Below are 23,897 nucleotides of genomic sequence, written 5' to 3'. Positions count from 1 at the left end.
CGCGCTTGCCGTTCCAGGCTACCGGGTCTTGCGCTCCGCCGGCTCCGCTCGTCACGAGAGGGCCGGTAGACAGGGTGCGAAGCCGGTATCTGAACGCCGGCGGGTGGGGGGACGACTTCGATTTCGCCCGGGATGCAGACCGCATCACGGTGGCCGAATCACATCGTCTAAGGAGCTCCGCATCAGCGATCCCCGTACCAATGAGCGCATCCGCGTCCCCGAGGTCCGCCTCGTCGGCCCCGCGGGTGAGCAGATCGGCGTTGTCCGCATCGAGGCAGCGCTGCGTCTCGCCCAGGAAGCCGATCTCGACCTCGTCGAGGTCGCCCCGAACTCGAAGCCGCCCGTCGTCAAGATCATGGACTACGGCAAGTTCAAGTACGAGGCCGCGCAGAAGGAAAAGGAAGCGCGTCGCAACCAGGCGAACACGATCCTCAAGGAAGTCCGCTTCCGTCTGAAGATCGAGGCGCACGACTACACGACGAAGCTCAAGCGCGCCGAGGGCTTCCTCAAGGCCGGCGACAAGGTCAAGGCCATGATCCTCTTCCGCGGTCGAGAGCAGTCTCGCCCGGAGCAGGGTGTCCGTCTGCTGCGCAAGTTCGCCGAGGACGTCGCCGAGTTCGGCACGGTCGAGTCCAACCCGACCATCGACGGCCGCAACATGGTGATGGTCGTCGCGCCGCACAAGAGCAAGTCCGAGGCGAAGCAGGAGCAGAACGCCGTGCGCGCCGCGAACAAGCAGGCCGCGCGCGAGGCGAAGAACGACGCGGACGCCTCCGCGGACGCCAAGGCGGAGTAGGTCCGCCCCCAGAACTCCCGCACCGCGGGTTGACACCGTCGCCTGAGAAGGCGCCATACGAAGGAAGAGAAGATGCCGAAGCAGAAGACCCACTCGGGTGCTAAGAAGCGCTTCAAGATCACCGGCAGCGGCAAGCTGAAGAAGCAGCAGGCCGGGATGCGCCACAACCTCGAGCACAAGTCGAGCCGTCGCACCCGTCGTCTGAACCAGGACCAGGTGCTCGCGAAGGCGGACTTCAAGGTCGCGAAGAAGCTTCTCGGTCGCTGACGCGCCCGATCGCAGGATAGGAACACAGGAAAATGGCAAGAGTCAAGCGGGCGGTCAACGCCCACAAGAAGCGTCGGGTCATCCTCGAGCGCGCCTCCGGCTACCGCGGTCAGCGTTCGCGCCTCTACCGGAAGGCCAAGGAGCAGGTCATCCACTCCCTGGTCTACTCGTACCGGGACCGTCGCAAGCGCAAGGGCGACTTCCGTCGTCTGTGGATCCAGCGCATCAACGCTGCGGCCCGCCAGAACGGCATGACGTACAACCGCTTCATCCAGGGTCTGGGCCTCGCGGGTGTCACGGTCGACCGTCGCATGCTCGCCGACCTCGCGGTGAACGACGCCGCGACGTTCACGACGCTGGTCGAGACGGCGAAGAAGGCTCTGCCCTCCGACGTCAACGCGCCGAAGTCCGCGGCGTAAGCATCTCGCTTCCGAACGGGCGTCTTCCTCCGGGAAGGCGCCCGTTCCGCGTATCCGGGCGGTGTCGGGCTGACCGTAGACTGAGTTCGTGCTGGAGAACCCCCGTTCCCCCCGAGTCCGTGCCGTCGCCAAGCTGACCAAGCGCAGCGCCCGCACCGAGACCGGTCTTTTCCTGCTGGAAGGTCCGCAGTCCGTCCGCGAGGCCCTGACGTACCGCCCCGAAGCGATCGTCGAGCTCTTCGCGACCCCGCACGGCTGGGAGAAGCACGCGGACATCCGCGCCGCCGCCGCGGAGGCGGACGTCGACGTCGAGTACGTGAGCGAGGACGTCCTCCACGCGATGGCCGACACGGTGACCCCGCAGGGGCTCGTCGCGGTCGTCCGTCAGACGCCGACTTCGGTGCGGGACATCTTCGATGCGGCACCGCGTCTCGTCGCGATCTGCGAGGAGGTGCGCGACCCTGGCAACCTCGGCACCATCATCCGGGCCGCCGACGCCGCCGGCGCCGATGCCGTCGTGCTCACCGGTCGCACGGTCGATCCGTACAACCCCAAGGTGGTGCGGGCGACGACCGGCTCGCTCTTCCACCTTCCGGTCTCGGTGGGCGGTGAGCTCGACGAGGTCGTCCGACGGGCACACGATGCGGGCCTGCAGATCCTCGCGGCGGACGTGAAGGGGGACGACCTCCTCGCGGCACGCGCCGACGGCGTGCTGGGCGAGCCGACCGCCTGGCTGTTCGGCAACGAGGCGCGCGGGCTCGAGGATGAGGCGCTGACGCAGGCCGACCGTGTCCTCCGGTTGCCGATCTTCGGGCGCGCCGAATCGCTCAACCTGGCCACCGCGGCGAGTGTCTGCCTGTATGAGAGCGCGTTCGCCCAACGCGCGGCCTCCACGGGCTGACCCGGCGAAGAACGGGACGCGGGATGCGGATACTGATCGTCGAGGACGACGAGCGGGTGGCGGGGGCCTTGCAGGCCTTCCTCGCGCGCTCGGGCTATGCCACCGTGCATGCGGCCGACGGGGCCGCGGCGCTGGAGCACCTCGATGCCGACACCGAGGTGGTGCTGCTCGACCTCGGGCTGCCGGATGTCGACGGCATCGACCTCTGCCGCCGCATCCGCGGGCGCTCCGACGTGCCGATCGTCATCGTCACCGCGCGTAACCAGGTCGCCGAGCGCATCAAGGGACTGCGCGCCGGTGCCGACGACTTCGTGGTGAAGCCCTACGACGTGCACGAGCTCCTGGCGCGGATCGAGGCGGTCACCCGGCGATCGCGGCCGCTGCGGACGGAGCCGGACACCCGCGTGCTGCTGCAAGGCGGCGCGGTGCAGATCGACCTCGTGGCGCGGGAGGTGCAGGTCGGCGGGGTGCCGCTGGCGCTCACCCGCAAGGAGTTCGACATCGTGGGCGTGCTCGCGCGGTATCCGGGTGTCGCGGTGCCGAAGGAGCGCCTCATCCGCGAGGTCTGGAACACCGATTGGCGTGGCTTCGGCCACTCCCTCGAGGTGCACGTGGCCGCCATCCGGAAGAAGAGCGGCGATCGCGCGTTCATCGAGACCGTGCGCGGCGTCGGCTACCGGCTCGCGGGGTCCTGACGCGTGCGCCGCCGCCTGACCGTCGTGTTCCTCGTGCCGTTGATCATCGTGCTCGTCGCACTCGGCGGCGTGACCGGGTGGAGCGCGGCACGCAGCGTCCAGCAGTCGTTCTATGCCGAGCAGCTCGGCGACCTCGGGTACTTCGCGACGAGCGCCCGACAGGCGCTGCGCTCCGGGAGTCCGGCGGTGATGGACGCCGAGGTCCGTCGCTTCCAGGAGGTCTACGGAATCGAGGTGACCGTGTTCGATCTCACCGGCAGCCCCTGGGCGGCCGGTGACCACGGAGACGCGGTGCTGTCGGAGGAGGATGCGCAGCGTGTGCGGCTGGCGCTCTCCGGTCGCCGCGCCGAGCAACCGACGTCCTCCCCGTGGGTCGTGTCCGATGCGGCGCTGGTGGAACCCGTGTTCGACGACGGCGATGTGATCGGTGCGGTGCTCGTCAGGGGCGGCACGGACACCCCGCAGATCGTCATCCTGCGGCGGACGCTCGTGCTCGCACTCATCGTCGTGCTGCTCAGCGCGCTCGGCATCCTCTTGGTCGCGGGGCTCGCGCGCTGGGTGCTCTCGCCGGTGCGCCGTCTCGACGAGGCGATGGCGGCGATCGAGCGGGGGGAGATGGACGCCCGGGTGGCCGAAGGCACCGGCCCGCCCGAGCTGCGGCGCATGACGCGGGTGTTCAACGGCATGGCCGATGAGATCGAGCGCGTCATGACGAGACAGCAGGAGTTCGCGCTGAACGCCTCGCACGAGCTGCGGAATCCGCTCAACGCGCTGTTGCTGCGCGTCGAGCACCTCGCGACGGGGCTGGGACGCGAGTGGGACCACGACGTGGAGGAGACCAGGGAAGAGGGCCGGCGGATGACCCGCATCCTGGAGACCCTCCTCGGACTCGCCCGCGGCGGTCGCACCGACTCCACGATGTCGGCGGTCGATCTCGCCGCCGTCGCCGGCCGCCGGGTCGAGGCCTGGCAGGAGGTGGCGGCGCAGCGGGCCATCGTGCTGCGCCGGACGGGGGAGTCGTCGGTCATGACGATCACCGACCGCACCATCGTGGAGAGCGCGCTCGACGCCGCGATCGACAACGCGGTGAAGTACTCGCCGGAGGGCTCGTCCATCGAGGTCGGTGCGCAGCGCGCGGGCGACGAATGCCAGCTCACCGTGCGCGACCACGGTCCCGGGCTGTCACCGGAGGATGCGTCGTCGGCGGCAGACCGCTTCTGGCGGAGCGCGGACAGCGGCGACATGCCGGGAACCGGTCTGGGGCTGGCGATCGCGACCGACCTCCTCGCGACGGTCGGGGGCGAGCTGCGGGTGCGCGGCGCCGACGGCGGCGGGCTCCTCGTAGCCCTCGTCCTCCCCGCGGAGGCGGCAGCGTGAGCGGGCGGGGGCGGCGTGTCGTCGCCGGGATGCTCGCGCTCGTGGCGGCGGTCGCGTTGAGCGCGTGCAGTCCGCGTTCCGAGGACTGGACGCAGACCGTCGCCGTGCTCGCCGCGGGCAGCCCCACCGGTGTGTACCACGACTACGGCAGCCACCTCGCGACAGAGCTGTCGCGTGAGCTCGACGTCGACCTCACGGCGGAGGTGACGGCGGGATCGGTGGACAACCTGTTGCGCGTGACCGCGGGGGAGGCCCTCCTCGGCTTCGCGCAGGGCGATGCGGCCGCCGATGCCGTGGCGGGGACGGGCGCCTTCGCCGAGCCGCTGGATGTGCAGGCGGTCGCCCGCCTCTACGACGAGTACCTGCAGATCGTCGTGCGGGACGACTCGGCCGTCGAAGACGTCGCGGACCTCGCCGGACGGACGATCTCCCTCGGCGCGGAGAACTCGGGCGTGAACGTGATCGCCACGCGAGTGCTCCACGCGGCCGGCGTCGCGGCCGAGGCGGTCGACGACCCGCAGCTCGACCTCGGCGGGTCGATCGCCGCGATGGAGCGGGGCGAGATCGACGGCTTCTTCTGGGTGGGCGGGCTGCCGACACCTGGCATCGCGGACCTCGCGGGCACCATCGACGTGCGCCTGCTCCCGGTCAAGCAGGACTGGGTGAACGCGGTCAACGAGCGCTACTCCCACGCGTACCGGCCCGCCGACGTGCCTGCAGGCACCTACGGCCTCGATGCCTCGGTGACGACGTTGGCGGTGCCGAACTACCTCGTCACCGCCGGCAGCACCCCGCCCGGCGTGGTGCACGATCTCGTCGCGGGCCTGTTCGCGGCGCGCACCTCGCTGGCGGCCGACGTACCGGCGGCGGCGCTGCTGGACCGCCGGTCGGCGATCTTCACCGGGCCGGTGCCCCTGCACCCCGGCGCGGAGCAGTACTACCGCGATCTGCGCCGGTGACCGGCGCCCCCTCAAGAAATCCTCAAGATCCCTGACAGCCGTGCGCGGGCTCTGCCAGGGTGAGGTCGATCGCACACGATCGGACACCTGCTGCCTGCTGTCGCTGGGAGCGTGGCAGCAGGGCGATCCCGCGGCCCGAGGGGGCGGGCCGTGGGGTGCCCCTGCGAGGATGCATTGGCGCCGCGATCAGGTGATTACGAACGTGTAAACCTCACCGTGGTGCCTGGAACCGCGCGCATCGCGTGGCTAGTTTGGAGAAATGATGACCTCTGAAACCCCGCTCGTCGTCGTCGAGAACGTCCAGAAGCACTACGGCGAGTTCCAGGCGCTCAGCGACATCGACCTCACCGTCAACGCGGGGGAGGTCGTCGTCGTGATCGGCCCCTCCGGCTCGGGCAAGTCGACGCTCTGCCGCACGATCAACCGCCTGGAGACCATCACCAGCGGCTCGATCCGCATCGACGGCAAGGAGCTGCCCGCGGAAGGCAAGGCTCTCGCGCACCTGCGGGCCGACGTCGGCATGGTCTTCCAGTCCTTCAACCTCTTCGCGCACCTCACGATCCTCGAGAACGTGACGCTCGGCCCGATCAAGGTCCGCGGACTCAAGAAGTCCGACGCCGAGGCGGAGGCCATGATGCTCCTCAAGCGCGTCGGCGTCGCGCAGCAGGCGAACAAGCTCCCCGCGCAGCTCTCCGGCGGCCAGCAGCAGCGCGTCGCGATCGCGCGGGCCCTGGCCATGCAGCCGAAGGTCATGCTCTTCGACGAGCCCACGAGCGCGCTCGACCCGGAGATGATCAACGAGGTCCTCGACGTCATGGTCGAGCTCGCCCAGGAGGGCATGACGATGATCGTCGTCACCCACGAGATGGGCTTCGCGCGCAAGGCGGCCGACCGGGTCGTCTTCATGGCGGACGGCCGCATCGTCGAGGAGGCCACGCCCGAGGAGTTCTTCACGAACCCGAAGAGCGACCGCGCGAAGGACTTCCTCTCGAAGCTCCTCACGCACTGACTTCCCCAGACCCCGCACCCACAGCACAGCACATGAAGGAGACGCACATGCGACGTACACGGACACTGGCCGGATTCGGGATCGCCACGGTGGCGCTGCTCGCGCTCACGGCCTGCAACAGCGGCACGCCGTCGAACCCCGGAGGCGGGGGTGACGGCGATGCGGGTGAAGACAGCACCTGGTTCGAGGTCGCCTCGGACGTGCAGCTCGAGGGCAGCCCGACGTTCGACGCCATCGAGGAGCGCGGCAAGGTCGTCGTCGGTGTCAAGGAGGACCAGCCCGGCCTCGGCTACCTCGACGTGACCACGAACGAGCGCACCGGCTTCGACGTCGACATCGCGCGCTGGATCGCGGCGTCCCTCGGCTATGACGAGGACAAGATCGAGTTCAAGCCGATCGCCTCCGCGAACCGCGAGCAGGCGATCGTGAACGGCGACATCGACTACTACGTCGGCACCTACTCGATCAACGACAAGCGCAAGGAGCAGATCGACTTCGCCGGGCCGTACTTCATCACGGGTCAGGGCCTCCTCGTCGCCGCCGACGCGGAGGACGCGGATGCGCTCGAGGACTTCAACGGCAAGACCGTCTGCTCGGCGACCGGCTCCACCCCGATCCAGAACATCAAGGCGAACTTCCCCGACATCAAAACGCAGGAATACGACCTGTACTCGGCGTGCGTGCAGGACCTGATCGACGGCAAGGTCGACGCCGTCACCACTGACCAGGCCATCCTGATCGGCTATGCGGCGCAGTACCCGGACGACGTGAAGGTCACCGGCGGTCTCTTCACGGAGGAGCGCTACGGAGTCGGGCTGGCCAAGGGCGATGACGTCTTCCGCGCGCACATCAACGAGCTCTTCACCGACGGTGGCGACATCTGGCAGGCGATCTTCGACAAGAACCTCGGCTCCAGCGGCATCGAGGTCGAGCAGCCCGAGGTCGACGCGTACTGATCCTATGGGGCGGCCCTCCTCCAAGGGCCGCCCACAGCTTGAACCGAGAAGGGGAGGGTGGCGTGGACGTCATCTTCGGGAACCTCGACCTGTGGGGCGAGGCGATCAGCAACACGCTGCTCGTCTTCTTCGCCGGCGGCATCATCGCCCTGGTCCTGGGAATCATCGTCGGCGCGATGCGCGTCTCGCCCGTGCCGATCGCGCGCGGCGTCGGCACGGTGTACGTCAACATCGTGCGCAACACGCCACTGACACTGGTCTTCTTCTTCTTCGTGTTCGGGTATCCCCAGCTCGGTCTGCCCGAGCTGTCGAACACCGTGCTGGGCATCCTCGCGATCGGCATCTACACGGCCACGTATGTCGCCGAGGTCCTGCGCGCGGGCATCAACACCGTCCCCGTCGGGCAAGCTGAAGCTGCGCGGGCCATCGGTCTCCCGTTCGGACAGGTCATGACGCTCGTCATCCTGCCGCAGGCCTTCCGCTCGGTCGTCCCGCCAATGATGAGCGTCTTCATCGCCTTGCTGAAGAACACCACGGTGGCCGCCGGCTTCTCGATCGCGGAGCTCGCGGCCCTGCGCTCGACGGTCAACGACTCGGCCGATCGCCCGGGCAACCCGATGGAGGTTCTGCTCTGGGTCGCGGTGGTCTTCGTCGCCCTTGTCATGCTGATGAGCTGGGGTCAGCGGTATCTCGAGAACCGATGGAGGATCGCCCGATGAGCTCCGTACTGTACGACGTCCCGGGTCCCCGCGCCATCGCGCGCAACCGGATCATCGCTGTCGTGACCATCCTCGTGGTGCTGGCAGCCTTCGGCTTCGTGATCTATCGAATGATCGAAACGGGGCAGTTCTCCCCGCAGAAGTGGTACGTCTTCACCTTCACCAACGTCTGGGCAGGCATCGCCCGTGCCCTCGTGAACACCCTGGCGGCCTTCGCGCTGGCCGCGGTCCTCAGCCTCATCCTCGGCTTCGTCCTCGCGATCGGGCGGTTGTCTGACCACGCGTGGGTCCGCGTCCCCGTCACGATCGTCACGGAGCTGTTCCGCGCCGTGCCGGTCCTCGTCTTCATGATGCTGCTCTACTACGGGCTCCCCGTGGTGGGCGTGAAGATGGACCCATACTGGGCGGTCGTCCTCGCCCTCATGGCGTACAACGGCTCCGTGCTCGCCGAGGTGCTCCGTGCCGGAGTGGAGTCGCTGCCGCGCGGGCAGAAGGAAGCGGGCTACGCGATCGGACTGCGCAAGAGCGGCGTGATGCGCCTCATCCTGCTACCGCAGGCCATTCGCGCGATGCTCCCTGTGATCGTCGCCCAGCTCGTGGTCACGATGAAGGACACCGCCCTCGGCTTCATCATCACGTACCCCGAGTTGCTCTACTTCGCGAAGCAGCTGACCTCACAGCAGGGGCGCCCGATCCTGCAGTCCGCCTTCGTCATCGGCGGCATCTACATCATCATGTGCCTCATCCTCTCCGGCATCGCACGTTGGGTGGAGGTGCGCACGCGTCGATCGGCGAAGGTTCTCGCTGGCGGCACCGTCGATCCTGAGCTCGATCCGCGACTTCACGAGGGCGGCACCGACACGCAGCTGCTCACGCTGCAGAAGGGTGACAGCCGGTCGCGACGCTCCAAGCGCGAGTGAGTATCGGCGCGGGACGCCCGTCCCGCGCCGGTAGACTCGACTCCCGTGTCAGAGTCTCCGGAAATCACCCCCGAAGCGGTCGAAGCCGCTGTCGCCGACGCCCTCGCGGCGATCGAGGCGGCCGCCGACACCGCCGCGCTGAAAGCCGCCCGTGCGGCGCACGTCGCGGAGGGATCGCCGCTCGCGGTCCTGAACGCCTCGATGCGCCAGGTCGCCCCCGAGAACAAGGCCGCGTTCGGCAAGCTCGTCGGTCAGGGCCGCGGTCGTGTGAACCAGGCGCTCGCGGCGAAGGAGGCCGAGCTGGCCGCCGCCGAGGTCGCCGCGCGACTGGAGGCCGAGCGCGTCGACATCACCGCCGTCCCGTCGCGGACGCGCGTGGGCGCCCGCCACCCGCTGGCCCTCCTGCAGGACCACGTCGAGGACATCTTCGTCGGCATGGGGTGGGAGATCGCGGAGGGGCCGGAGCTCGAGCACGAGTGGTTCAACTTCGACGCCCTGAACTTCGACGTCGATCACCCCGCCCGTCAGGAGCAGGACACCTTCTACGTCGACCCGACCTCGCGCCACCTCGTCATGCGCACGCACACGAGCCCGGTGCAGGTGCGGTCGATGCTGAACCGCGAGGTCCCCATCTACGTGCTGTGCCCGGGCCGCGTGTACCGCACCGACGAGTTCGACGCGACGCACCTCCCGGTCTTCACGCAGTTCGAGGGACTGGTCGTCGACAAGGGCATCACGATGGCGCACCTCAAGGGCACGCTCGACCACTTCGCGAAGCAGCTCTTCGGCCCGGAGGCCAAGACCCGCTTCCGCACGAACTACTTCCCCTTCACCGAGCCCTCCGCCGAGCTCGACCTGTGGCACCCGACCTTCAAGGGCGGCGCGCGCTGGATCGAGTGGGGCGGCTGCGGCATGGTCAACCCGAACGTGCTGCGCGCGGCCGGGATCGACCCGGAGGTGTACAGCGGCTTCGCGTTCGGCATGGGCATCGAGCGGGGCCTGATGTTCCGCAGCGATGTGCAGGACATGCGCGACATGGCCGAGGGCGATGTCCGTTTCAGCGAGCAGTACGGGATGGTGGTGTGATGCGCGTCCCGCTTTCGTGGCTGCGTGAGTACGTCGATCTGGCAGCGGATGCCACGCCCGAGGACGTCCTCGCGGCGCTGGTGACCGTCGGCTTCGAAGAGGAGGACGTGCACCGCTTCGACATCACGGGTCCCGTGGTGGTCGGCGAGGTCGTCTCGCTCGAGCCGGAACCCCAGTCCAACGGCAAGACCATCAACTGGTGCCAGGTCGACGTCGGTCCCGAGCACGGCGGCGTCCGTGGGATCGTCTGCGGCGCGCACAACTTCGGCGTCGGAGACAAGGTCGTCGTGACCCTGCCCGGCGCCGTCCTTCCCGGGCCGTTCCCCATCGCCGCCCGCAAGACCTACGGTCACGTGTCGGACGGCATGATCGCCTCCGCGCGCGAGCTGGGTCTCGGCGACGAGCACAACGGCATCGTCGTGCTGAGCGACCTCGGCATTGATGCGCCGGTGGGCACCGACGCGATCGCGCTCCTCGGCCTCGACGACGTCGCGGTGGAGATCAACGTCACACCGGACCGCGGCTACGCGTTCTCGGTGCGCGGCGTCGCCCGTGAGTACTCCCACGCTACGGGGGCGGCCTTCCGCGACCCCGCCGAGCGCGACTTCGCCGAGCTGCAGCCCGGTTCCGGACACACGGCCGTGGTGGACGATCAGGCGCCGGTGCGCGGCAAGGTCGGCGCGAGCGAGTTCGTCACCCGCGTCGTGCGCGACGTCGATCCGTCGCGGCCCACCCCGCCGTGGATGATCGCGCGCCTGAGCCTCGCCGGCATGCGGTCGCTGGGTGTGCTCATCGACATCACGAACTACGTCATGCTCGAGCTCGGCCAGCCGCTGCACGGCTACGACCTCGACAAGCTCACGGGCGGCATCACCGTCCGGCGCGCGACGCCGGGGGAGAAGATGACGACGCTCGACGGCGTGGAGCGGAAGCTGCACGTCGAAGACCTCCTCATCACCGACGAGTCCGGTCCGATCGGCCTCGCCGGTGTCATGGGCGGCGGCACCACCGAGATGAGCGACACCACGCGGAACGTGCTCATCGAGGCGGCGACCTTCGACGCGACGACCATCGCCCGCACGGCCCGCCGGCACAAGCTCCCGAGCGAGGCGTCCAAGCGCTTCGAGCGCGGCGTCGACCCGCTGATCCCCTTCGTCGCAGCCCGACGCGCGGCCGACCTCATGGTCGAGCTCGCCGGTGGCACGCTCACGGAGGAGGGTGGCGCGCTCTTCGCCGAGGTCTTCGTCGCCGAGATCGAGCTCCCGCGCGGTTTCGTGCAGGGACTGATCGGCGTCGACTACACCGACGACGAGATCACCGGGGCGCTCACGACGATCGGGGCGGAGGTCAGCCCTTCGACAGGCTCAGGGACCCAGGCGGACGGCGAAGGGACCCAGGGTGACTCCGGGTGGACGGTCATCCCGCCGACCTGGCGCCCCGACCTCACCGACAAGTGGACGCTCGCCGAGGAGGTCGCCCGCATCCACGGGCTCGACCGCATCCCCGCGGTGCTGCCGACGCCGCCGTCCGGTCGCGGCCTCACGGCCCACCAGCGGGGGCGTCGCCGCGTGGTGAACGCTCTCGCCGCCGCAGGATTCGTCGAGACCCCGGCGTTCCCGTTCACGACCGAGGCGCAGAACGATCTGCACGGCTCCGCGTCCGGTGAGCACCTGCCCGGCATCCGCCTCGCGAACCCGCTCGACGGGCAGGTGCCGTTCCTGCGGCGCTCGCTCATCCCCGGTCTGCTGCAGACCGCGCACCGCAACATCTCGCGCGGGCTCACCGATCTGGCGCTGTTCGAGACGGGCGCCGTGTTCGTCCCGGAGCCCGGCGTGGAGTACGGCACCGCCGAGGTCCCGCCGCTGGGTGTCCGGCCGTCTGATGAGGTGCTCGCAGCGCTCGACGCCTCCATCCCCCCGCAGGAGCGCCACGTCGCGGTGCTGCTGACCGGCAACGTGTCGCCGCGTCAGCCGGGGCGTGCGGCCGAGGCCGCCGGACTCGTCGAGGCGCTCGACGCGGTCCGCGTGATCGGGGCCGCCGCGGGCATCGAGATCGACGTCGTGCAGACGCAGCGCGCCGCGCTCCACCCCGGACGCACCGGTGCGCTGGTCGCCGGCGGCGAGGAGATCGGCTACGTCGGCGAGCTGCATCCCGCCGTCGCCGAGGAGGCCGACCTGCCGGGTCGCGCCACCGTGCTGGAGCTGGACCTCGACCGGCTGCTCACGCTCGCCGGAGGACGCATCGTGGCGGCATCGCTCTCCACGTTCCCGGCCGCGACGCAGGACGTCTCGCTCACGCTCCCGGCCGAGGTGCCGGCAGGCGAGGTCCGCGCTGCTCTCGCCGAGGGCGCGGGTGCCCTGCTGGAGTCCGTCCGGCTGGTGGACGACTACCGCGGCGAGGGTGTGCCCGAGGGATCGAAGTCGCTGACGTTCGCGCTACGCTTCCGCGCCGACGACCGCACGCTCACGGCCGCGGAGGCCTCCGAGGCGAAGATGGCGGGCGTCGCCGTCGCCGCGGACCGCTTCGGCGCCGCCCTCCGCGACTGATCGCGATGCCGCGCGGCTTCCTGGAGGCCGCGCGGCATCAGGCGCTCGCGCGGCATCAGGCGACAGCAGTGCCGGTGGCCTGTACTCGCGTGATGGCCTGGGTTCGCGTGGTCGGCTGCGCTCGCGTGAGGGCCTGCGCTCGCGTGGCGGCCTGTCCTGCTCCGCTCTGAGCGGAGGCCCTTCCCCCGAGTCGTCGATCCTGATGACATGGGCACATGACGGATGTGCTGATCCTCGGGGGAACCGGATGGCTGTCGGGGCGCATCGCCGCGCACGCGTTGGGAGCGGGAGCGTCCGTGACCTGCCTCGCCCGCGGCGGACGCCCGGCGCCGCCGGGAGCGACCCTCGTGCTGGCGGACCGGGATGAGGAGGCCGCCTACGACGTCGTCTCGCGCACCGATTGGGATCACGTCGTCGACGTCTCCTCCCGCGCCGCTCATGTCTCCGGGGCGGTCCGTGCGCTCGGCGACCGTGCCGCCCGGTGGACGTACATCTCGTCGATGTCGGTCTACCGCGATGACGAGACGGTCGGGGCGGACGAGTCGGCCCCGCGGCATCCGGCCGCGCAGGCCGGTGAAGATGACGACTACGCGCGGCAGAAGGTGGCGGCGGAGGATGCCGTGCAGGCGAGCCTCGGCGACCGCGCGCTCCTCGTCCGTCCCGGCCTCATCGTCGGCACCGGCGACCCCAGCGATCGCTTCGGCTACTGGGCGGCGGCGTTCCTCCGGGCGCTGGACGAGCCGGTGCTGCTCCCGCCCCTCGACGGGCGCACGGCGCAGGTCATCGACGTCGAGGATGTCGCCGCCTTCGTCGTGTCCGCCACCGTCACCGGTACCGTGAACGCGATCGGCGACGTGCGCGAGCTGGACGACGTGCTGCGGACCGTGCGCGCGGCCACCGGACACACCGGGCCGCTCGTCGTCGGCACGGAGGAGCGTCTCGTCGCGGAGGGTGTCGCGTACTGGGCGGGGCCGCGCTCGCTGCCGCTGTGGCTGCCACCCGAGATGAGCGGATTCATGACCCGCTCGAACGCGCGGTATCGCCGCAGCGGAGGCACCCTCCGCCCCCTCGACGAGACGGCGGAAAGCGTCGTGGCGGACGAGCGCGATCGGGGCGTGGACAGGGAGCGCCGCGCCGGACTCACGCGGACGGAGGAGCGGGCGCTGCTCGACGCCTTCGCTCGCTAGACTGCGAGGCAGTGACACGGGGTGCCGCATCCGCGGCTGAGATCACACCCGTCGAACCTGATCTAGTTCGTACTAGCGAAGGGATGTCGCAATGAGCGATCCTGTGCGTCCGCAATCCGTCCTCGACCTCGCCGCCACGGCGGGAAGGCTGCGGGAGGAGGTCCGGGCTGCGCCGCCGTTGACGCACTGCGTCACGAACGCCGTCGTGACGGGCTTCACCGCCAACGTGCTGCTGGCGCTCGGGGCGGCGCCGGCCATGGTCGACATCGTCGGCGAGACCGAGCCGTTCGCCGCTGCCGCCTCGGGGCTCCTCGTCAATCTCGGGACGCCGACCCCGGAGCAACGGGAGGCGAGCAGGGAGGCCGTGGCCGGAGCGCGCGCCGCCGGCACGCCGTGGGTGCTCGATCCCGTCGCGATCGGCACCCTCCCGGTGCGGACGGCGCTGGCCCACGAGCTGGTCGCGCTGCGCCCGACCGCCATCCGCGGCAACGCGTCGGAGATCCTCGCGCTGGCCGGACACAGCAGCGGCGGCCGCGGTGTCGACGCGACGGACGGGACCGAGGCGGCGGCAGCGGCGGCGCGGGAGCTCGCCGTCCGGCACGGTTCCGTGGTCGCCGTCTCCGGCCCGGTCGATCTCCTCACCGACGGGGAGCGGGTGATCCGCATCGCGAATGGGCACGAGCTGCTCACGCGGGTGACCGGCGGCGGCTGCGCGTTGGGCGCCGTGATGGCGGCCTTCCTCGGGGCGGCCCGCGGCACCGGGACCGACGCGCTGACGGCGGTGGCCGCGGCGGCCCTCGTCTACACGGTCGCGGCCGAGCAGGCGGCGGAGAGCTCCCGCGGACCGGGCAGCTTCGCCGTCGGACTGCTCGACGCTCTGTCCGCCGTGACCCCGGCGGATCTCCAGGCCCGCGCCCGCGTCGAGGAGGAGGCCCGATGACCGTCGACCTGTCCCTCTACCTCGTCACCGATCGGTCGCTGTGCGGTGCTCGTGGGGTGGTCGAGACCGTCCGCGAGGCCGTGGCGGGTGGGGTCCGCATCGTGCAGCTCCGCGACAAGGAGGCGACGGACGAGGAGACGGTCGACCAGCTCCGCGCCCTGTCCGTGGCCATCGACGGTCGCGCGCTGCTCGTCGTGAACGATCGCCTCGACGCCGCCGTCGAGGCCCGTCGCCGCGGTGCCAGGGTGGACGGGGTGCACCTCGGCCAGGCGGATGCCTCGGTGCTCCGCGCGCGCGAACTTCTCGGCCCGGAGGCGCTGATCGGGCTCACGGCGAACACCGCTGCCCATCTCGATGCCGTGAACGCGCTTCCGCTGGGGACGGTCGACTACCTCGGCGTCGGCGTGATCCGGCCCACGCGCACGAAGCCCGACCATCCGGACCCGCTCGGCATCGACGGCTTCGCCGCGTTCGCCGCGCGCAGTGCGCTGCCGTGCGTCGCCATCGGCGGGGTGGACCTCGACGACACGGCGGCGCTGCGCGCGGCCGGTGCGGCCGGGATCGCGGTGGTCTCGGCGCTGTGCGCGGCAGAGGATCCCCGGGCCGCCGCCGCGGCCTTCCGTCGGCGGTGGCTCGGGCGGGCGGTGCCGCACGTGCTCAGCATCGCCGGCAGCGATCCGTCCGGCGGCGCGGGCATCCAGGCCGACCTCAAGGCGATCGTCGCGCACGGGGGCTACGGCATGGCCGCCCTCACGGCCCTGACCGCCCAGAACACGCAGGGCGTCCGCGCCGTGCACGTTCCGCCCGCGGACTTCCTGCGGGCGCAGCTCGACGCCGTCGGCGACGACATCCGCATCGACGCCGTGAAGATCGGCATGCTCGCGGACGTCGAGGTGATCCGGACGGTCGCCGCGTGGCTCCGGGCGACGCAGCCCCCGATCGTCGTGCTCGACCCGGTCATGATCGCCACCTCGGGGGACCGGCTGCTCCAGCCCGACGCGGAGCTGGAGCTCCGGGATCTGCTGTCCCTGGCGACCGTGGTCACCCCGAACCTCGCGGAGCTGGCGGTGCTCGTCGGTCGCGAGGTGGCGGACTGGGCGGACGCGCTCGCCGCGGCGCGAGAGCTGTCGGCCGATACGGGGACCGCGGTGCTGGTGAAGGGCGGGCATCTGCCCGGGGACGAGGCGCCGGACGCCCTGATCGACACGGCAGCCGGTACGCACGCGGAGTTCCCCGGGCCGCGCATCCGGACGGAGAACACCCACGGCACCGGCTGCTCGCTGTCCGCGGCTCTGGCCACACGACTGGCGAGGGGCGACGATCCGGCGACGGCGGTCCGCGCCGCGCGCGCCTGGTTGCGGGAGTCCCTCCGCGCGGCGGACGACCTGGACGTCGGGCGAGGACACGGCCCGATCCATCATCTGGCGGGACTCTGGGCCCGCGGCAGGGCCGAGACCCGGCCGACACCGGAGGAGGTCGCCGCGGCCTGGTGGGACGAGACCGCCGCGATCCGCCGCGACATCGACGCGCTGCCCTTCGTGCGCGCGCTCGCCGAGGGGACTCTCGACCGCGACGCCTTCGTCTTCTACCTCGCGCAGGATGCCCTCTACCTCCGCGAGTACGCGCGGGTGCTCGCGGAGGCGTCGCGTCTCGCTCCGACCCCCGACGAGCAGGCGTTCTGGGCGGAGGCCGCGCACGGCGCGATCCGCGGCGAGCTGGAGCTGCACGCGGCATGGCTGACCCCGGAGACCGGGGTGAGCGCCGCGACCTTCGCCACCGAACCCGCCCCGGCCACGGTCGCCTACCTCGACCACCTGCGCGCCGTCGCCTTCGGTGGGGACTACGCCACGGTGATCGCGGCCGTGCTGCCGTGCTTCTGGCTCTACACCGACCTGGGCGAGCGGCTCCATGCCGGAGCGTTCGGCGCGGCGCCCCGTGACCCCCGGCATCCCTACGCATCGTGGCTGGCGACCTATGCGGATCCGGCTTTCGCGGCGGCCACCCGGCAGGCCGTCGCGCATGTCGCCGCCGCGGCTGCGAGGGCCGACGACACCGGCCGGGAGCGGATGCGGCGCGCCTTCCTCACGTCGAGCGCGCACGAACGCGCCTTCTTCGCCGCGCCGTCTGCTCCCGACGTCGTGTGACGCCCCGGATTTGCGGTGCCGAACGCGCCCGCGCTATCGTCGCCGCATGCCTTCGGTCGCCACCGCTCCTTCGACGCTCGTCCCGAGCGTCATCGCCGTGCGCCGACGTCGCGGCCGCCGATTCTAGGCGACCCCGCCCTTCTGCCTGCGTCCGCGCGGCGGTCGAGTGCCGGTGTCGCCGCCTCCGGCCCCGCCCCCGGTCCCGAGATCGTCGAGGACCCGACCGTTAAGGTAGAAGCATGACGTATTCCGTCGCCGTCTCCGGCGCCTCCGGCTACGCAGGCGGCGAGATCCTGCGCCTCCTGGCCGCTCACCCCGACGTCGAGATCCGCACCGTCACGGCGCACTCGAACGCCGGACAGCCTCTCGTCGCCCATCAGCCGCACCTCCGCTCGCTCGCCCACCTCACGCTGCAGGACACCACGCCGGAAGTCCTCGCCGGACACGACATCGTGTTCCTGGCCCTTCCGCACGGCCAGTCCGGGCAGTACACGGACGCCCTCGGCGACACCGCGCTTGTGATCGACGCCGGGGCCGACCACCGACTCACCTCCTCGACGGAGTGGGACGCCTTCTACGGCGGGGCGTTCCACGAGCCGTGGACCTACGGCGTGCCCGAGCTCCTCGTCGGAGGGGGCAAGCAACGGGAGGTGCTCCGCAACGCGACCCGGGTCGCCGCACCCGGCTGCAACGCCTCCACCGTGAGCCTGAGCCTCGCCCCCGGTGTCGCGGCCGGCGTGATCGACCCGGGCGACATCGTCTCCGTCCTGGCCGTCGGCCCGTCCGGGGCGGGCAAGAGCCTGAAGACGAACCTCCTCGCCAGCGAGATCCTCGGCTCCGCGAACCCCTATGCCGTCGGCGGCACGCACCGCCACATCCCGGAGATCCGTCAGGCGCTCGCCGCCGCCCGCCCTTCGACGGGCTCAGGCCCTTCGACGGGCTCAGGGACCCAGGGAGCAGGGACCCAGGACATCCGGATCTCGTTCACTCCGGTGCTCGTGCCGATGTCGCGCGGCATCCTCGCCACGTCCACGGCGCCGATCGCCGAGGGTGTGAGCGACGCCGAGATCCGTCAGGCGTGGGAGAGCGCCTACGGCGACGAGACCTTCGTCCAGCTGCTGCCGGAGGGGACCTTCCCGCGCACCGCCGACGTGCTCGGGGCGAACACGGCCCTCCTCGGCCTCGCGATCGACCGCGCCGCGAACCGCGTGACCGTGGTCACCGCCGTCGACAACCTCGTCAAGGGCACCGCCGGAGCTGCCGTCCAGTCCATGAACATCGCGCTGGGGCTTCCCGAGACCCGCGCCCTCTCAGTGAACGGAGTCGCCCCGTGAGCGTCACCGCCCCCGCAGGATTCGAGGCGGCCGGGGTCGCCGCCGGACTCAAGTCGACCGGCAAGCCCGATGTCGCCGTCGTGGTCAACCGCGGCCCCCGCAAGGTCGGCGCCGCCGTCTTCACGAGCAACCGCGCCAAGGCCAACCCCATCATCTGGTCGCAGCAGGCCGTCGCGGACCGCGTGGTCGAGGCCGTCGTCCTCAACTCCGGCGGTGCGAACTGCTTCACCGGCAGCTTCGGGTTCCAGACCACGCATCAGACCGCGGAGAAGGCGGCCGAGCTGCTCGGCATCAGTGCGGGTGACGTGCTCGTCTGCTCCACGGGACTCATCGGGACGGGGGATGCGGTCTTCCGCGAGAAGGTCCTCGCGGGCACCGCGCAGGCGATCGCCGAGCTGAGCGCGGACGGCGGGGAGACCGCCGCGCACGCCATCATGACCACGGACACCGTCGCGAAGACCGCTGTGGTGACCCGCGACGGCTGGACGATCGGCGGCATGGCGAAGGGCGCGGGCATGCTCGCCCCTGGTCTGGCGACGATGCTCGTGGTGCTCACCACCGACGCCGTGCTCGAACCGCTCCAGGCCGACGAGGCGCTGCGTCGGGCGACGGGACGCACGTTCGACCGCCTCGACTCCGACGGCTGCATGTCGACCAACGACCAGGTGACGCTGCTCGCCAACGGCGCCTCCGAGGTCGTCCCCGACCTCGACGACTTCGCCGAGGCGCTCACCGCGCTCTGCCAGGAGCTCGCGGTCAAGCTGCAGGGCGACGCGGAGGGCGCGAGCCACGACATCACGATCGAGGTGCAGCACGCCGTCTCCGAGCAGGACGCCGTCGAGGTCGGCCGCTCGGTCGCCCGCAACAACCTGTTCAAGGCCGCCATCTTCGGCAACGACCCGAACTGGGGCCGCGTCCTCGCGGCGATCGGCACGACGGCCGCGCAGTTCGACCCCTACGACGTCGACGTGTGGATGAACGGCGTCCGCGTCTGCACCGCCGGCGGGCCGGACCGCCCCCGCGAGGAGGTCGACCTGACCCCGCGGGCCACGCACCTGATGATCGACCTCAAGGTCGGAGAGGCCACCGCCACGGTGCTGACGAACGACCTCACCCACGACTACGTGCACGAGAACAGCGCCTACGCCTCATGACCGACATCCAGGACACCACGCCGGACATCGCGGCGCAGAAGGCGACCACCCTCATCGAGTCGCTGCCGTGGCTGAAGAAGTTCCGCGACCAGATCGTCGTCGTCAAGTACGGCGGGAACGCCATGGTCTCGGACGAGCTGCAGGAGGCCTTCGCCCAGGACATCGCGTACCTCCGCTACGTCGGTGTGCAGCCCGTGGTCGTGCACGGCGGCGGGCCGCAGATCTCCGACATGCTGCAGCGGCTGGAGATCCCCAGCGAGTTCAAGGGCGGGTACCGCGTCACCAACACCGAGGCCATCGGCGTCGTGCGGATGGTCCTCACCGGCCAGGTGAACCCGCAGCTCGTCTCGAAGATCAACTCGCACGGCCCCATCGCCACCGGGCTCAGCGGCGAGGACGCCGGGCTCTTCGGCGGCCGCCGTCGCGGTGTGATGATCGACGGCGAGGAGGTGGACCTCGGCCGCGTGGGCGACGTGGTCCAGGTCGACCCGACGCCGGTGCTCGACCATCTCGCCGCAGGGCGGATCCCGGTCGTGTCAAGCATCGCGCCCGACCTCGACCACCCGGGGCAGTCGCTCAACGTCAACGCGGATGCCGCGGCCGCCGCGCTCGCCGTGGCCCTCGGCGCGCGCAAGCTCGTCATCCTCACCGACGTGCCGGGGCTGTACGCCGACTGGCCCAACCGGGACTCGCTCGTGTCGCACCTGACGTCGGACGCGCTCGTCGAGATGCTTCCGCGCCTCGAGTCGGGGATGATCCCGAAGATGCGCGCATGCCTCGATGCGGTCGAGGGCGGCGTCGACGCGGCGGCGATCATCGACGGACGGGTGCCGCACTCGGTGCTCGTCGAACTGTTCACCAGCAAGGGAATCGGGACCGAAGTGGTCCTGGGAGAGAAAGGGGCGACGGCATGACCGTCTGGCAGGACGACGCGGCACGTGATCTCGTGCTCAACGCGGGGGAGCGCCTCGCGCTGCTGACCCGCGGTGAGGGCTCGTACCTGTGGGACGCCGAAGACCGACGCTACCTCGACTTCCTCGCCGGCATCGCGGTGACCTCCCTCGGGCACGCGCACCCGGTGTTCGTCGAGGCGGTGTCCCGGCAGGCCGCCACCCTCGCGCACGTCTCGAACTACTTCGCGACTCCGCCGCAGCTCGCGCTCGCCGCCCGGCTCAAGCGCCTCGCCGGCGCGGGGATCGACGGTCGCGTGTTCTTCTCGAACTCCGGAGCCGAGGCCAACGAGGCCGCGTTCAAGCTCGCCCGGCTGCACGGCGGCGCGGAGCGTCCGCGCATCCTCGCACTGGAGAACGGCTTCCACGGCCGGACGATGGGCTCGCTCGCGCTCACGGCCAAGGAGTCGATGCGCGCGCCGTTCGCTCCGATGCCCGGAGGCGTGGAGCACATCCCGGCCACGATCGAAGCGCTGGAGGCCGCGATGGACGACCGGGTCGCCGCCGTCATCGTGGAGCCGATCCAGGGTGAAGCCGGCGTCGTCGAGCTGCCCGAGGGCTACCTCGCCGCGGCACGCTCGCTGACCCTCGCGCACGGCGCCCTGCTCATCGTCGACGAGATCCAGACGGGCGCGGGCCGGACCGGCGCCTGGTTCGGATTCAGCCACGAGGGCATCACGCCCGACGCCATCACGCTCGCGAAGGGCATCGGCGGCGGATTCCCGATCGGCGCCCTCGTCACCTACGGGCCCGCGAGCGCCCTGTTCACACCCGGTTCGCACGGCTCCACGTTCGGCGGCAACCCGCTCGCGACGGCCGTGGCGGACGCGGTGCTGGCCGAGATCGAGCGCGCCGACCTCGTCGACAACGCTGCGCGCCGTGGCGCCGAGCTGCGGGACATCATCCTCGGCATCGACTCCCCGCTGGTCGGCGGCGTCCGCGGCCGTGGACTCCTCGTGGGCGTCGCGCTCACGCAGCCCGTGGCGGGCGCGGTGGTCGCCGCCGCACAGGACCGCGGTCTCATCGTCAACGCCGCCAACCCCGAGACCGTGCGCGTCGCGCCGGCTCTCACCATCGGCGACACGGAGCTGGCGGAGTTCCGCGAGCTGTTCGCCGCCGCTCTCTCCGACGTCCACACCTCCGCCACCGGAAAGGTCCCCGCATGACCCGCCACCTGCTGCGCGACGACGATCTGACGCCCGCCGAGCAGGCGGAGATCCTCGATCTCGCGCTCGAGCTCAAGAAGGATCGCTGGGCCGACAAGAGCCTCGCCGGCCCGCAGACCGTCGCCGTGATCTTCGACAAGTCGTCCACCCGGACGCGCGTCTCGTTCGCCGTCGGTATCGCCGACCTCGGCGGCACGCCGCTCATCATCTCCACGGCGAGCAGCCAGCTCGGCGGGAAGGAGACGCCGTCCGACACGGCCCGCGTGCTCGAGCGCCAGGTCGCCGCGATCGTGTGGCGGACCTACGCGCAGTCGGGCCTGGAGGAGATGGCCGCCGGCACCCGGGTCCCCGTGATCAATGCGCTGTCCGACGACTTCCACCCCTGCCAGCTCCTCGCCGACCTGCTGACGATCCGTGAGCACAAGGGCGACCTCAAGGGCCTCACGCTGACGTTCTTCGGCGACGGCCAGAGCAACATGGCGCACTCCTACGCGCTCGCGGGCGTCACGGCCGGCATGCACGTGCGCATCGCCTCGCCGGAGGACTACGCGCCGCGCGCCGACGTGATCGAAGCGGCCGACCGCCGCGCCGGGGAGACCGGCGGATCGATCACGCTCTTCACCGACCCGGTCGAGGCGGCCGCCGGTGCCGACGTCGTCGTCACCGACACCTGGGTGTCGATGGGCAAGGAGGAGGAGAAGCTCGCGCGGATCCGCGACCTCGGCGGCTACAAGGTCACACCGGAGACGATGGAGCTCGCGCACGACGACGCGATCTTCATCCACTGTCTCCCCGCCGACCGCGGCTACGAGGTGGACTCCGCGGTCATCGACGGTCAGCAGAGCGTGGTCTGGGACGAGGCGGAGAACCGCCTGCACGCCCAGAAGGCCCTGCTGGTCTGGCTCCTCGGGAAGAAGGACGCGTGATGGCCGGCTCGCACGAAGGCACCAACGAGGGCGCGCTCTGGGGCGCGCGGTTCGCCACCGGTCCGTCGCCGGAGCTCGTCGAGCTGAGCCGGTCGACACACTTCGACTGGATCCTGGCGCCGTACGACATCGCGGGTTCCCACGCCCATGCCACGGCGCTGGCCGCCGCGGGGTACCTGGAGCCGGATGAGGCCGCCCGGATGCACGAGGGCCTCGACGCGGTCGCGCGCAAGGTCGCCGACGGCTCCCTGCAGCCGCTGCCCACCGACGAGGACGTGCACGGCGCGCTCGAGCAGGCGCTGATCGCCGAGCTGGGTCCGGAGCTGGGCGGACGCCTCCGCGCCGGCCGCAGCCGGAACGACCAGATCGCCACGCTCGTGCGGATGTACCTGATCGACCACGCCCGGGTGATCGCGCGCGACCTGCTGCGCGTGATCGATGCGCTCGTGGCGCAGGCGGAGGCGCATCCCGACGCGATTCTGCCCGGCCGCACGCACCTGCAGCACGCACAGCCGGTGCTGCTCGCCCATCACCTCCAGGCCCACGCCTGGCCGCTGGTGCGCGAGCTCGAACGCCTCGTCGACTGGCGTCGTCGCGCCGGTGTCTCGCCGTACGGCGGGGGAGCGCTCGCGGGGTCGACCCTGGGCCTGGATCCCGCGCTCGTCGCGACCGAACTGGGTCTCGACCGCCCCGCGGAGAACTCCCTCGACGGCACCGCCGCGCGGGACGTCGTGGCGGAGTTCGCGTTCATCGCGGCGATGACGGGGGTCGACCTCTCCCGCCTGTCCGAGGAGATCATCCTCTGGAACACGCGGGAGTTCGGCTTCGTCACCCTCGACGACGGCTACTCCACAGGATCCAGCATCATGCCGCAGAAGAAGAACCCGGACATCGCCGAGCTCGCGCGCGGCAAGTCCGGGCGTCTCATCGGCAACTTGTCCGGTCTCCTGGCAACGCTCAAGGGCCTGCCCCTCGCGTACAACCGCGATCTGCAGGAGGACAAGGAGCCGGTGTTCGACTCGGTGCAGACGCTCGAGGTCGTGCTGCCGGCGTTCGCCGGGATGATCGCGACGCTGCGTTTCCACACGGAGCGGATGGCCGAGCTCGCTCCCCAGGGGTTCTCCCTGGCGACGGATGTCGCCGAGTGGCTGGTGAAGCGGCGCGTGCCGTTCCGCGATGCCCATGAGATCTCCGGCGCGCTCGTCCGTGCCTGCGAGGAGCAGGGGATCGGGCTGGAGGACGCCTCCGACGAGCTGCTGCTGTCGGTGTCTCCGCACCTCGTCCCCGAGGTCCGGGAGGTGCTCACGATCGAGGGCTCCGTCGCGTCGCGCACGGGCGTCGGCGGCACCGCTCCGGAGCGGGTGGCCGAGCAGCGCGCGGAGCTCGTCGCGCGCGCGCAGGCCGCCGCGCACGCGCTCGGCCTGTAGCCGGTCCGGCGGCGGCCGC

General features: G+C 71.0%; 22 protein-coding genes and 1 riboswitch. All 22 genes read left to right on the top strand.

All coding sequences use genetic code 11. The features are described 5' to 3' along the window. Positions 1–181: 181 nt before the first annotated feature. The 22 genes from infC to argH all read left to right on the top strand — a co-directional run bounded on the left by infC (position 182) and on the right by argH (position 23,878). Positions 182–796 (top strand): translation initiation factor IF-3, encoded by a 615-nt coding sequence (gene infC / locus BLU02_RS04545; RefSeq protein ID WP_105950149.1) that lies wholly within the window; start codon positions 182–184, stop codon positions 794–796. Between the two features lie 72 nt (positions 797–868). Continuing rightward, on the top strand, positions 869–1,063 hold the full coding sequence (rpmI, locus tag BLU02_RS04540) for a 50S ribosomal protein L35 (protein WP_025105280.1): 195 nt from the start codon (positions 869–871) through the stop codon (positions 1,061–1,063). 32 nt (positions 1,064–1,095) lie between these two features. Next, positions 1,096–1,482 (top strand): 50S ribosomal protein L20, encoded by a 387-nt coding sequence (gene rplT, locus BLU02_RS04535; protein ID WP_017202428.1) that lies wholly within the window; start codon positions 1,096–1,098, stop codon positions 1,480–1,482. 88 nt (positions 1,483–1,570) lie between these two features. Then, positions 1,571–2,383 (top strand): TrmH family RNA methyltransferase, encoded by an 813-nt coding sequence (locus BLU02_RS04530; RefSeq protein ID WP_060922527.1) that lies wholly within the window; start codon positions 1,571–1,573, stop codon positions 2,381–2,383. A gap of 23 nt (positions 2,384–2,406) precedes the next feature. After that, positions 2,407–3,078, top strand: coding sequence for a response regulator transcription factor (locus BLU02_RS04525; RefSeq protein ID WP_060922528.1), 672 nt, complete (start codon positions 2,407–2,409; stop codon positions 3,076–3,078). Between the two features lie 3 nt (positions 3,079–3,081). Next, positions 3,082–4,455 carry a sensor histidine kinase gene (locus BLU02_RS04520; RefSeq protein ID WP_060922529.1) on the top strand — a complete coding sequence of 458 codons (1,374 nt, stop codon included), beginning with the start codon at positions 3,082–3,084 and terminating at the stop codon, positions 4,453–4,455. After that, positions 4,452–5,414: a TAXI family TRAP transporter solute-binding subunit gene (locus BLU02_RS04515; RefSeq protein ID WP_231919639.1), complete on the top strand. Its 963-nt coding sequence runs from the start codon at positions 4,452–4,454 to the stop codon at positions 5,412–5,414. Before BLU02_RS04520 ends, BLU02_RS04515 begins: the two co-directional genes overlap by 4 nt. A 262-nt stretch (positions 5,415–5,676) precedes the next feature. Next, positions 5,677–6,423 carry an amino acid ABC transporter ATP-binding protein gene (locus BLU02_RS04510; protein ID WP_060922536.1) on the top strand — a complete coding sequence of 249 codons (747 nt, stop codon included), beginning with the start codon at positions 5,677–5,679 and terminating at the stop codon, positions 6,421–6,423. A gap of 47 nt (positions 6,424–6,470) precedes the next feature. Continuing rightward, entirely contained in the window at positions 6,471–7,379 is a 909-nt protein-coding gene (locus tag BLU02_RS04505) for a glutamate ABC transporter substrate-binding protein (protein WP_060922530.1), read from the top strand. A 62-nt stretch (positions 7,380–7,441) separates the two neighbouring features. After that, positions 7,442–8,098, top strand: coding sequence for an amino acid ABC transporter permease (locus BLU02_RS04500; protein ID WP_060922531.1), 657 nt, complete (start codon positions 7,442–7,444; stop codon positions 8,096–8,098). After that, entirely contained in the window at positions 8,095–9,018 is a 924-nt protein-coding gene (locus BLU02_RS04495) for an amino acid ABC transporter permease (protein WP_082750080.1), read from the top strand. Before BLU02_RS04500 ends, BLU02_RS04495 begins: the two co-directional genes overlap by 4 nt. Before the next feature lie 45 nt (positions 9,019–9,063). After that, positions 9,064–10,104: a phenylalanine--tRNA ligase subunit alpha gene (gene pheS, locus BLU02_RS04490; RefSeq protein WP_083370885.1), complete on the top strand. Its 1,041-nt coding sequence runs from the start codon at positions 9,064–9,066 to the stop codon at positions 10,102–10,104. Next, the gene (gene pheT, locus BLU02_RS04485; protein WP_060923497.1) at positions 10,104–12,650 is read left to right on the top strand and encodes a phenylalanine--tRNA ligase subunit beta; all 2,547 of its coding nucleotides are present in this window, start codon (positions 10,104–10,106) and stop codon (positions 12,648–12,650) included. Before pheS ends, pheT begins: the two co-directional genes overlap by 1 nt. 215 nt (positions 12,651–12,865) lie before the next feature. Continuing rightward, on the top strand, positions 12,866–13,837 hold the full coding sequence (locus BLU02_RS04480) for an NAD-dependent epimerase/dehydratase family protein (protein ID WP_060923496.1): 972 nt from the start codon (positions 12,866–12,868) through the stop codon (positions 13,835–13,837). A 7-nt stretch (positions 13,838–13,844) separates the two neighbouring features. Next, positions 13,845–13,938, top strand: a riboswitch (TPP riboswitch). Beyond that, a complete protein-coding gene (gene thiM, locus BLU02_RS04475; RefSeq protein WP_083370884.1) occupies positions 13,929–14,777 on the top strand; it encodes a hydroxyethylthiazole kinase in 849 nt (282 codons plus the stop codon). It overlaps the preceding riboswitch by 10 nt. Continuing rightward, the gene (locus BLU02_RS04470; RefSeq protein ID WP_083370883.1) at positions 14,774–16,921 is read left to right on the top strand and encodes a bifunctional hydroxymethylpyrimidine kinase/phosphomethylpyrimidine kinase; all 2,148 of its coding nucleotides are present in this window, start codon (positions 14,774–14,776) and stop codon (positions 16,919–16,921) included. The genes thiM and BLU02_RS04470 overlap by 4 nt, the downstream gene beginning before the upstream one ends. Positions 16,922–17,160: 239 nt before the next feature. Further along, positions 17,161–18,255, top strand: coding sequence for an N-acetyl-gamma-glutamyl-phosphate reductase (gene argC / locus BLU02_RS04465; protein ID WP_060923303.1), 1,095 nt, complete (start codon positions 17,161–17,163; stop codon positions 18,253–18,255). After that, positions 18,252–19,409: a bifunctional glutamate N-acetyltransferase/amino-acid acetyltransferase ArgJ gene (argJ, locus tag BLU02_RS04460; protein WP_060923304.1), complete on the top strand. Its 1,158-nt coding sequence runs from the start codon at positions 18,252–18,254 to the stop codon at positions 19,407–19,409. Before argC ends, argJ begins: the two co-directional genes overlap by 4 nt. Next, positions 19,406–20,323, top strand: coding sequence for an acetylglutamate kinase (argB, locus tag BLU02_RS04455; protein ID WP_025105262.1), 918 nt, complete (start codon positions 19,406–19,408; stop codon positions 20,321–20,323). The genes argJ and argB overlap by 4 nt, the downstream gene beginning before the upstream one ends. Then, positions 20,320–21,525 carry an acetylornithine transaminase gene (locus tag BLU02_RS04450; protein ID WP_060923305.1) on the top strand — a complete coding sequence of 402 codons (1,206 nt, stop codon included), beginning with the start codon at positions 20,320–20,322 and terminating at the stop codon, positions 21,523–21,525. The genes argB and BLU02_RS04450 overlap by 4 nt, the downstream gene beginning before the upstream one ends. After that, the gene (gene argF / locus BLU02_RS04445) at positions 21,522–22,451 is read left to right on the top strand and encodes an ornithine carbamoyltransferase (RefSeq protein WP_060923306.1); all 930 of its coding nucleotides are present in this window, start codon (positions 21,522–21,524) and stop codon (positions 22,449–22,451) included. Before BLU02_RS04450 ends, argF begins: the two co-directional genes overlap by 4 nt. Further along, positions 22,451–23,878, top strand: a complete 1,428-nt coding sequence (argH, locus tag BLU02_RS04440) for an argininosuccinate lyase (protein ID WP_083370882.1) — start codon at positions 22,451–22,453, stop codon at positions 23,876–23,878. Before argF ends, argH begins: the two co-directional genes overlap by 1 nt. The last annotated feature ends 19 nt before the right edge of the window (positions 23,879–23,897 follow it).

The sequence above is a fragment of the Microbacterium paraoxydans genome (assembly GCF_900105335.1).
Taxonomy (GTDB): Bacteria; Actinomycetota; Actinomycetes; order Actinomycetales; family Microbacteriaceae; genus Microbacterium; species Microbacterium paraoxydans.
Note: the sequence above shows the minus strand (reverse complement) of the source record. Positions and strands in the feature narration are given on the sequence as shown.

Excerpts from the sequence above, each read along its gene's own strand:
- rpmI (WP_025105280.1), top strand. The coding sequence starts at position 869 with ATGCCGAAGCAGAAGACCCACTCGGGTGCTAAGAAGCGCTTCAAGATC.
- rplT (WP_017202428.1), top strand. The coding sequence starts at position 1,096 with ATGGCAAGAGTCAAGCGGGCGGTCAACGCCCACAAGAAGCGTCGGGTC.
- BLU02_RS04525 (WP_060922528.1), top strand. The coding sequence starts at position 2,407 with ATGCGGATACTGATCGTCGAGGACGACGAGCGGGTGGCGGGGGCCTTG.
- BLU02_RS04510 (WP_060922536.1), top strand. The coding sequence starts at position 5,677 with ATGACCTCTGAAACCCCGCTCGTCGTCGTCGAGAACGTCCAGAAGCAC.
- BLU02_RS04505 (WP_060922530.1), top strand. The coding sequence starts at position 6,471 with ATGCGACGTACACGGACACTGGCCGGATTCGGGATCGCCACGGTGGCG.
- BLU02_RS04495 (WP_082750080.1), top strand. The coding sequence starts at position 8,095 with ATGAGCTCCGTACTGTACGACGTCCCGGGTCCCCGCGCCATCGCGCGC.
- pheT (WP_060923497.1), top strand. The coding sequence starts at position 10,104 with ATGCGCGTCCCGCTTTCGTGGCTGCGTGAGTACGTCGATCTGGCAGCG.
- BLU02_RS04480 (WP_060923496.1), top strand. The coding sequence starts at position 12,866 with ATGACGGATGTGCTGATCCTCGGGGGAACCGGATGGCTGTCGGGGCGC.
- thiM (WP_083370884.1), top strand. The coding sequence starts at position 13,929 with ATGAGCGATCCTGTGCGTCCGCAATCCGTCCTCGACCTCGCCGCCACG.
- BLU02_RS04470 (WP_083370883.1), top strand. The coding sequence starts at position 14,774 with ATGACCGTCGACCTGTCCCTCTACCTCGTCACCGATCGGTCGCTGTGC.
- argC (WP_060923303.1), top strand. The coding sequence starts at position 17,161 with ATGACGTATTCCGTCGCCGTCTCCGGCGCCTCCGGCTACGCAGGCGGC.
- argB (WP_025105262.1), top strand. The coding sequence starts at position 19,406 with ATGACCGACATCCAGGACACCACGCCGGACATCGCGGCGCAGAAGGCG.
- BLU02_RS04450 (WP_060923305.1), top strand. The coding sequence starts at position 20,320 with ATGACCGTCTGGCAGGACGACGCGGCACGTGATCTCGTGCTCAACGCG.
- argF (WP_060923306.1), top strand. The coding sequence starts at position 21,522 with ATGACCCGCCACCTGCTGCGCGACGACGATCTGACGCCCGCCGAGCAG.
- argH (WP_083370882.1), top strand. The coding sequence starts at position 22,451 with ATGGCCGGCTCGCACGAAGGCACCAACGAGGGCGCGCTCTGGGGCGCG.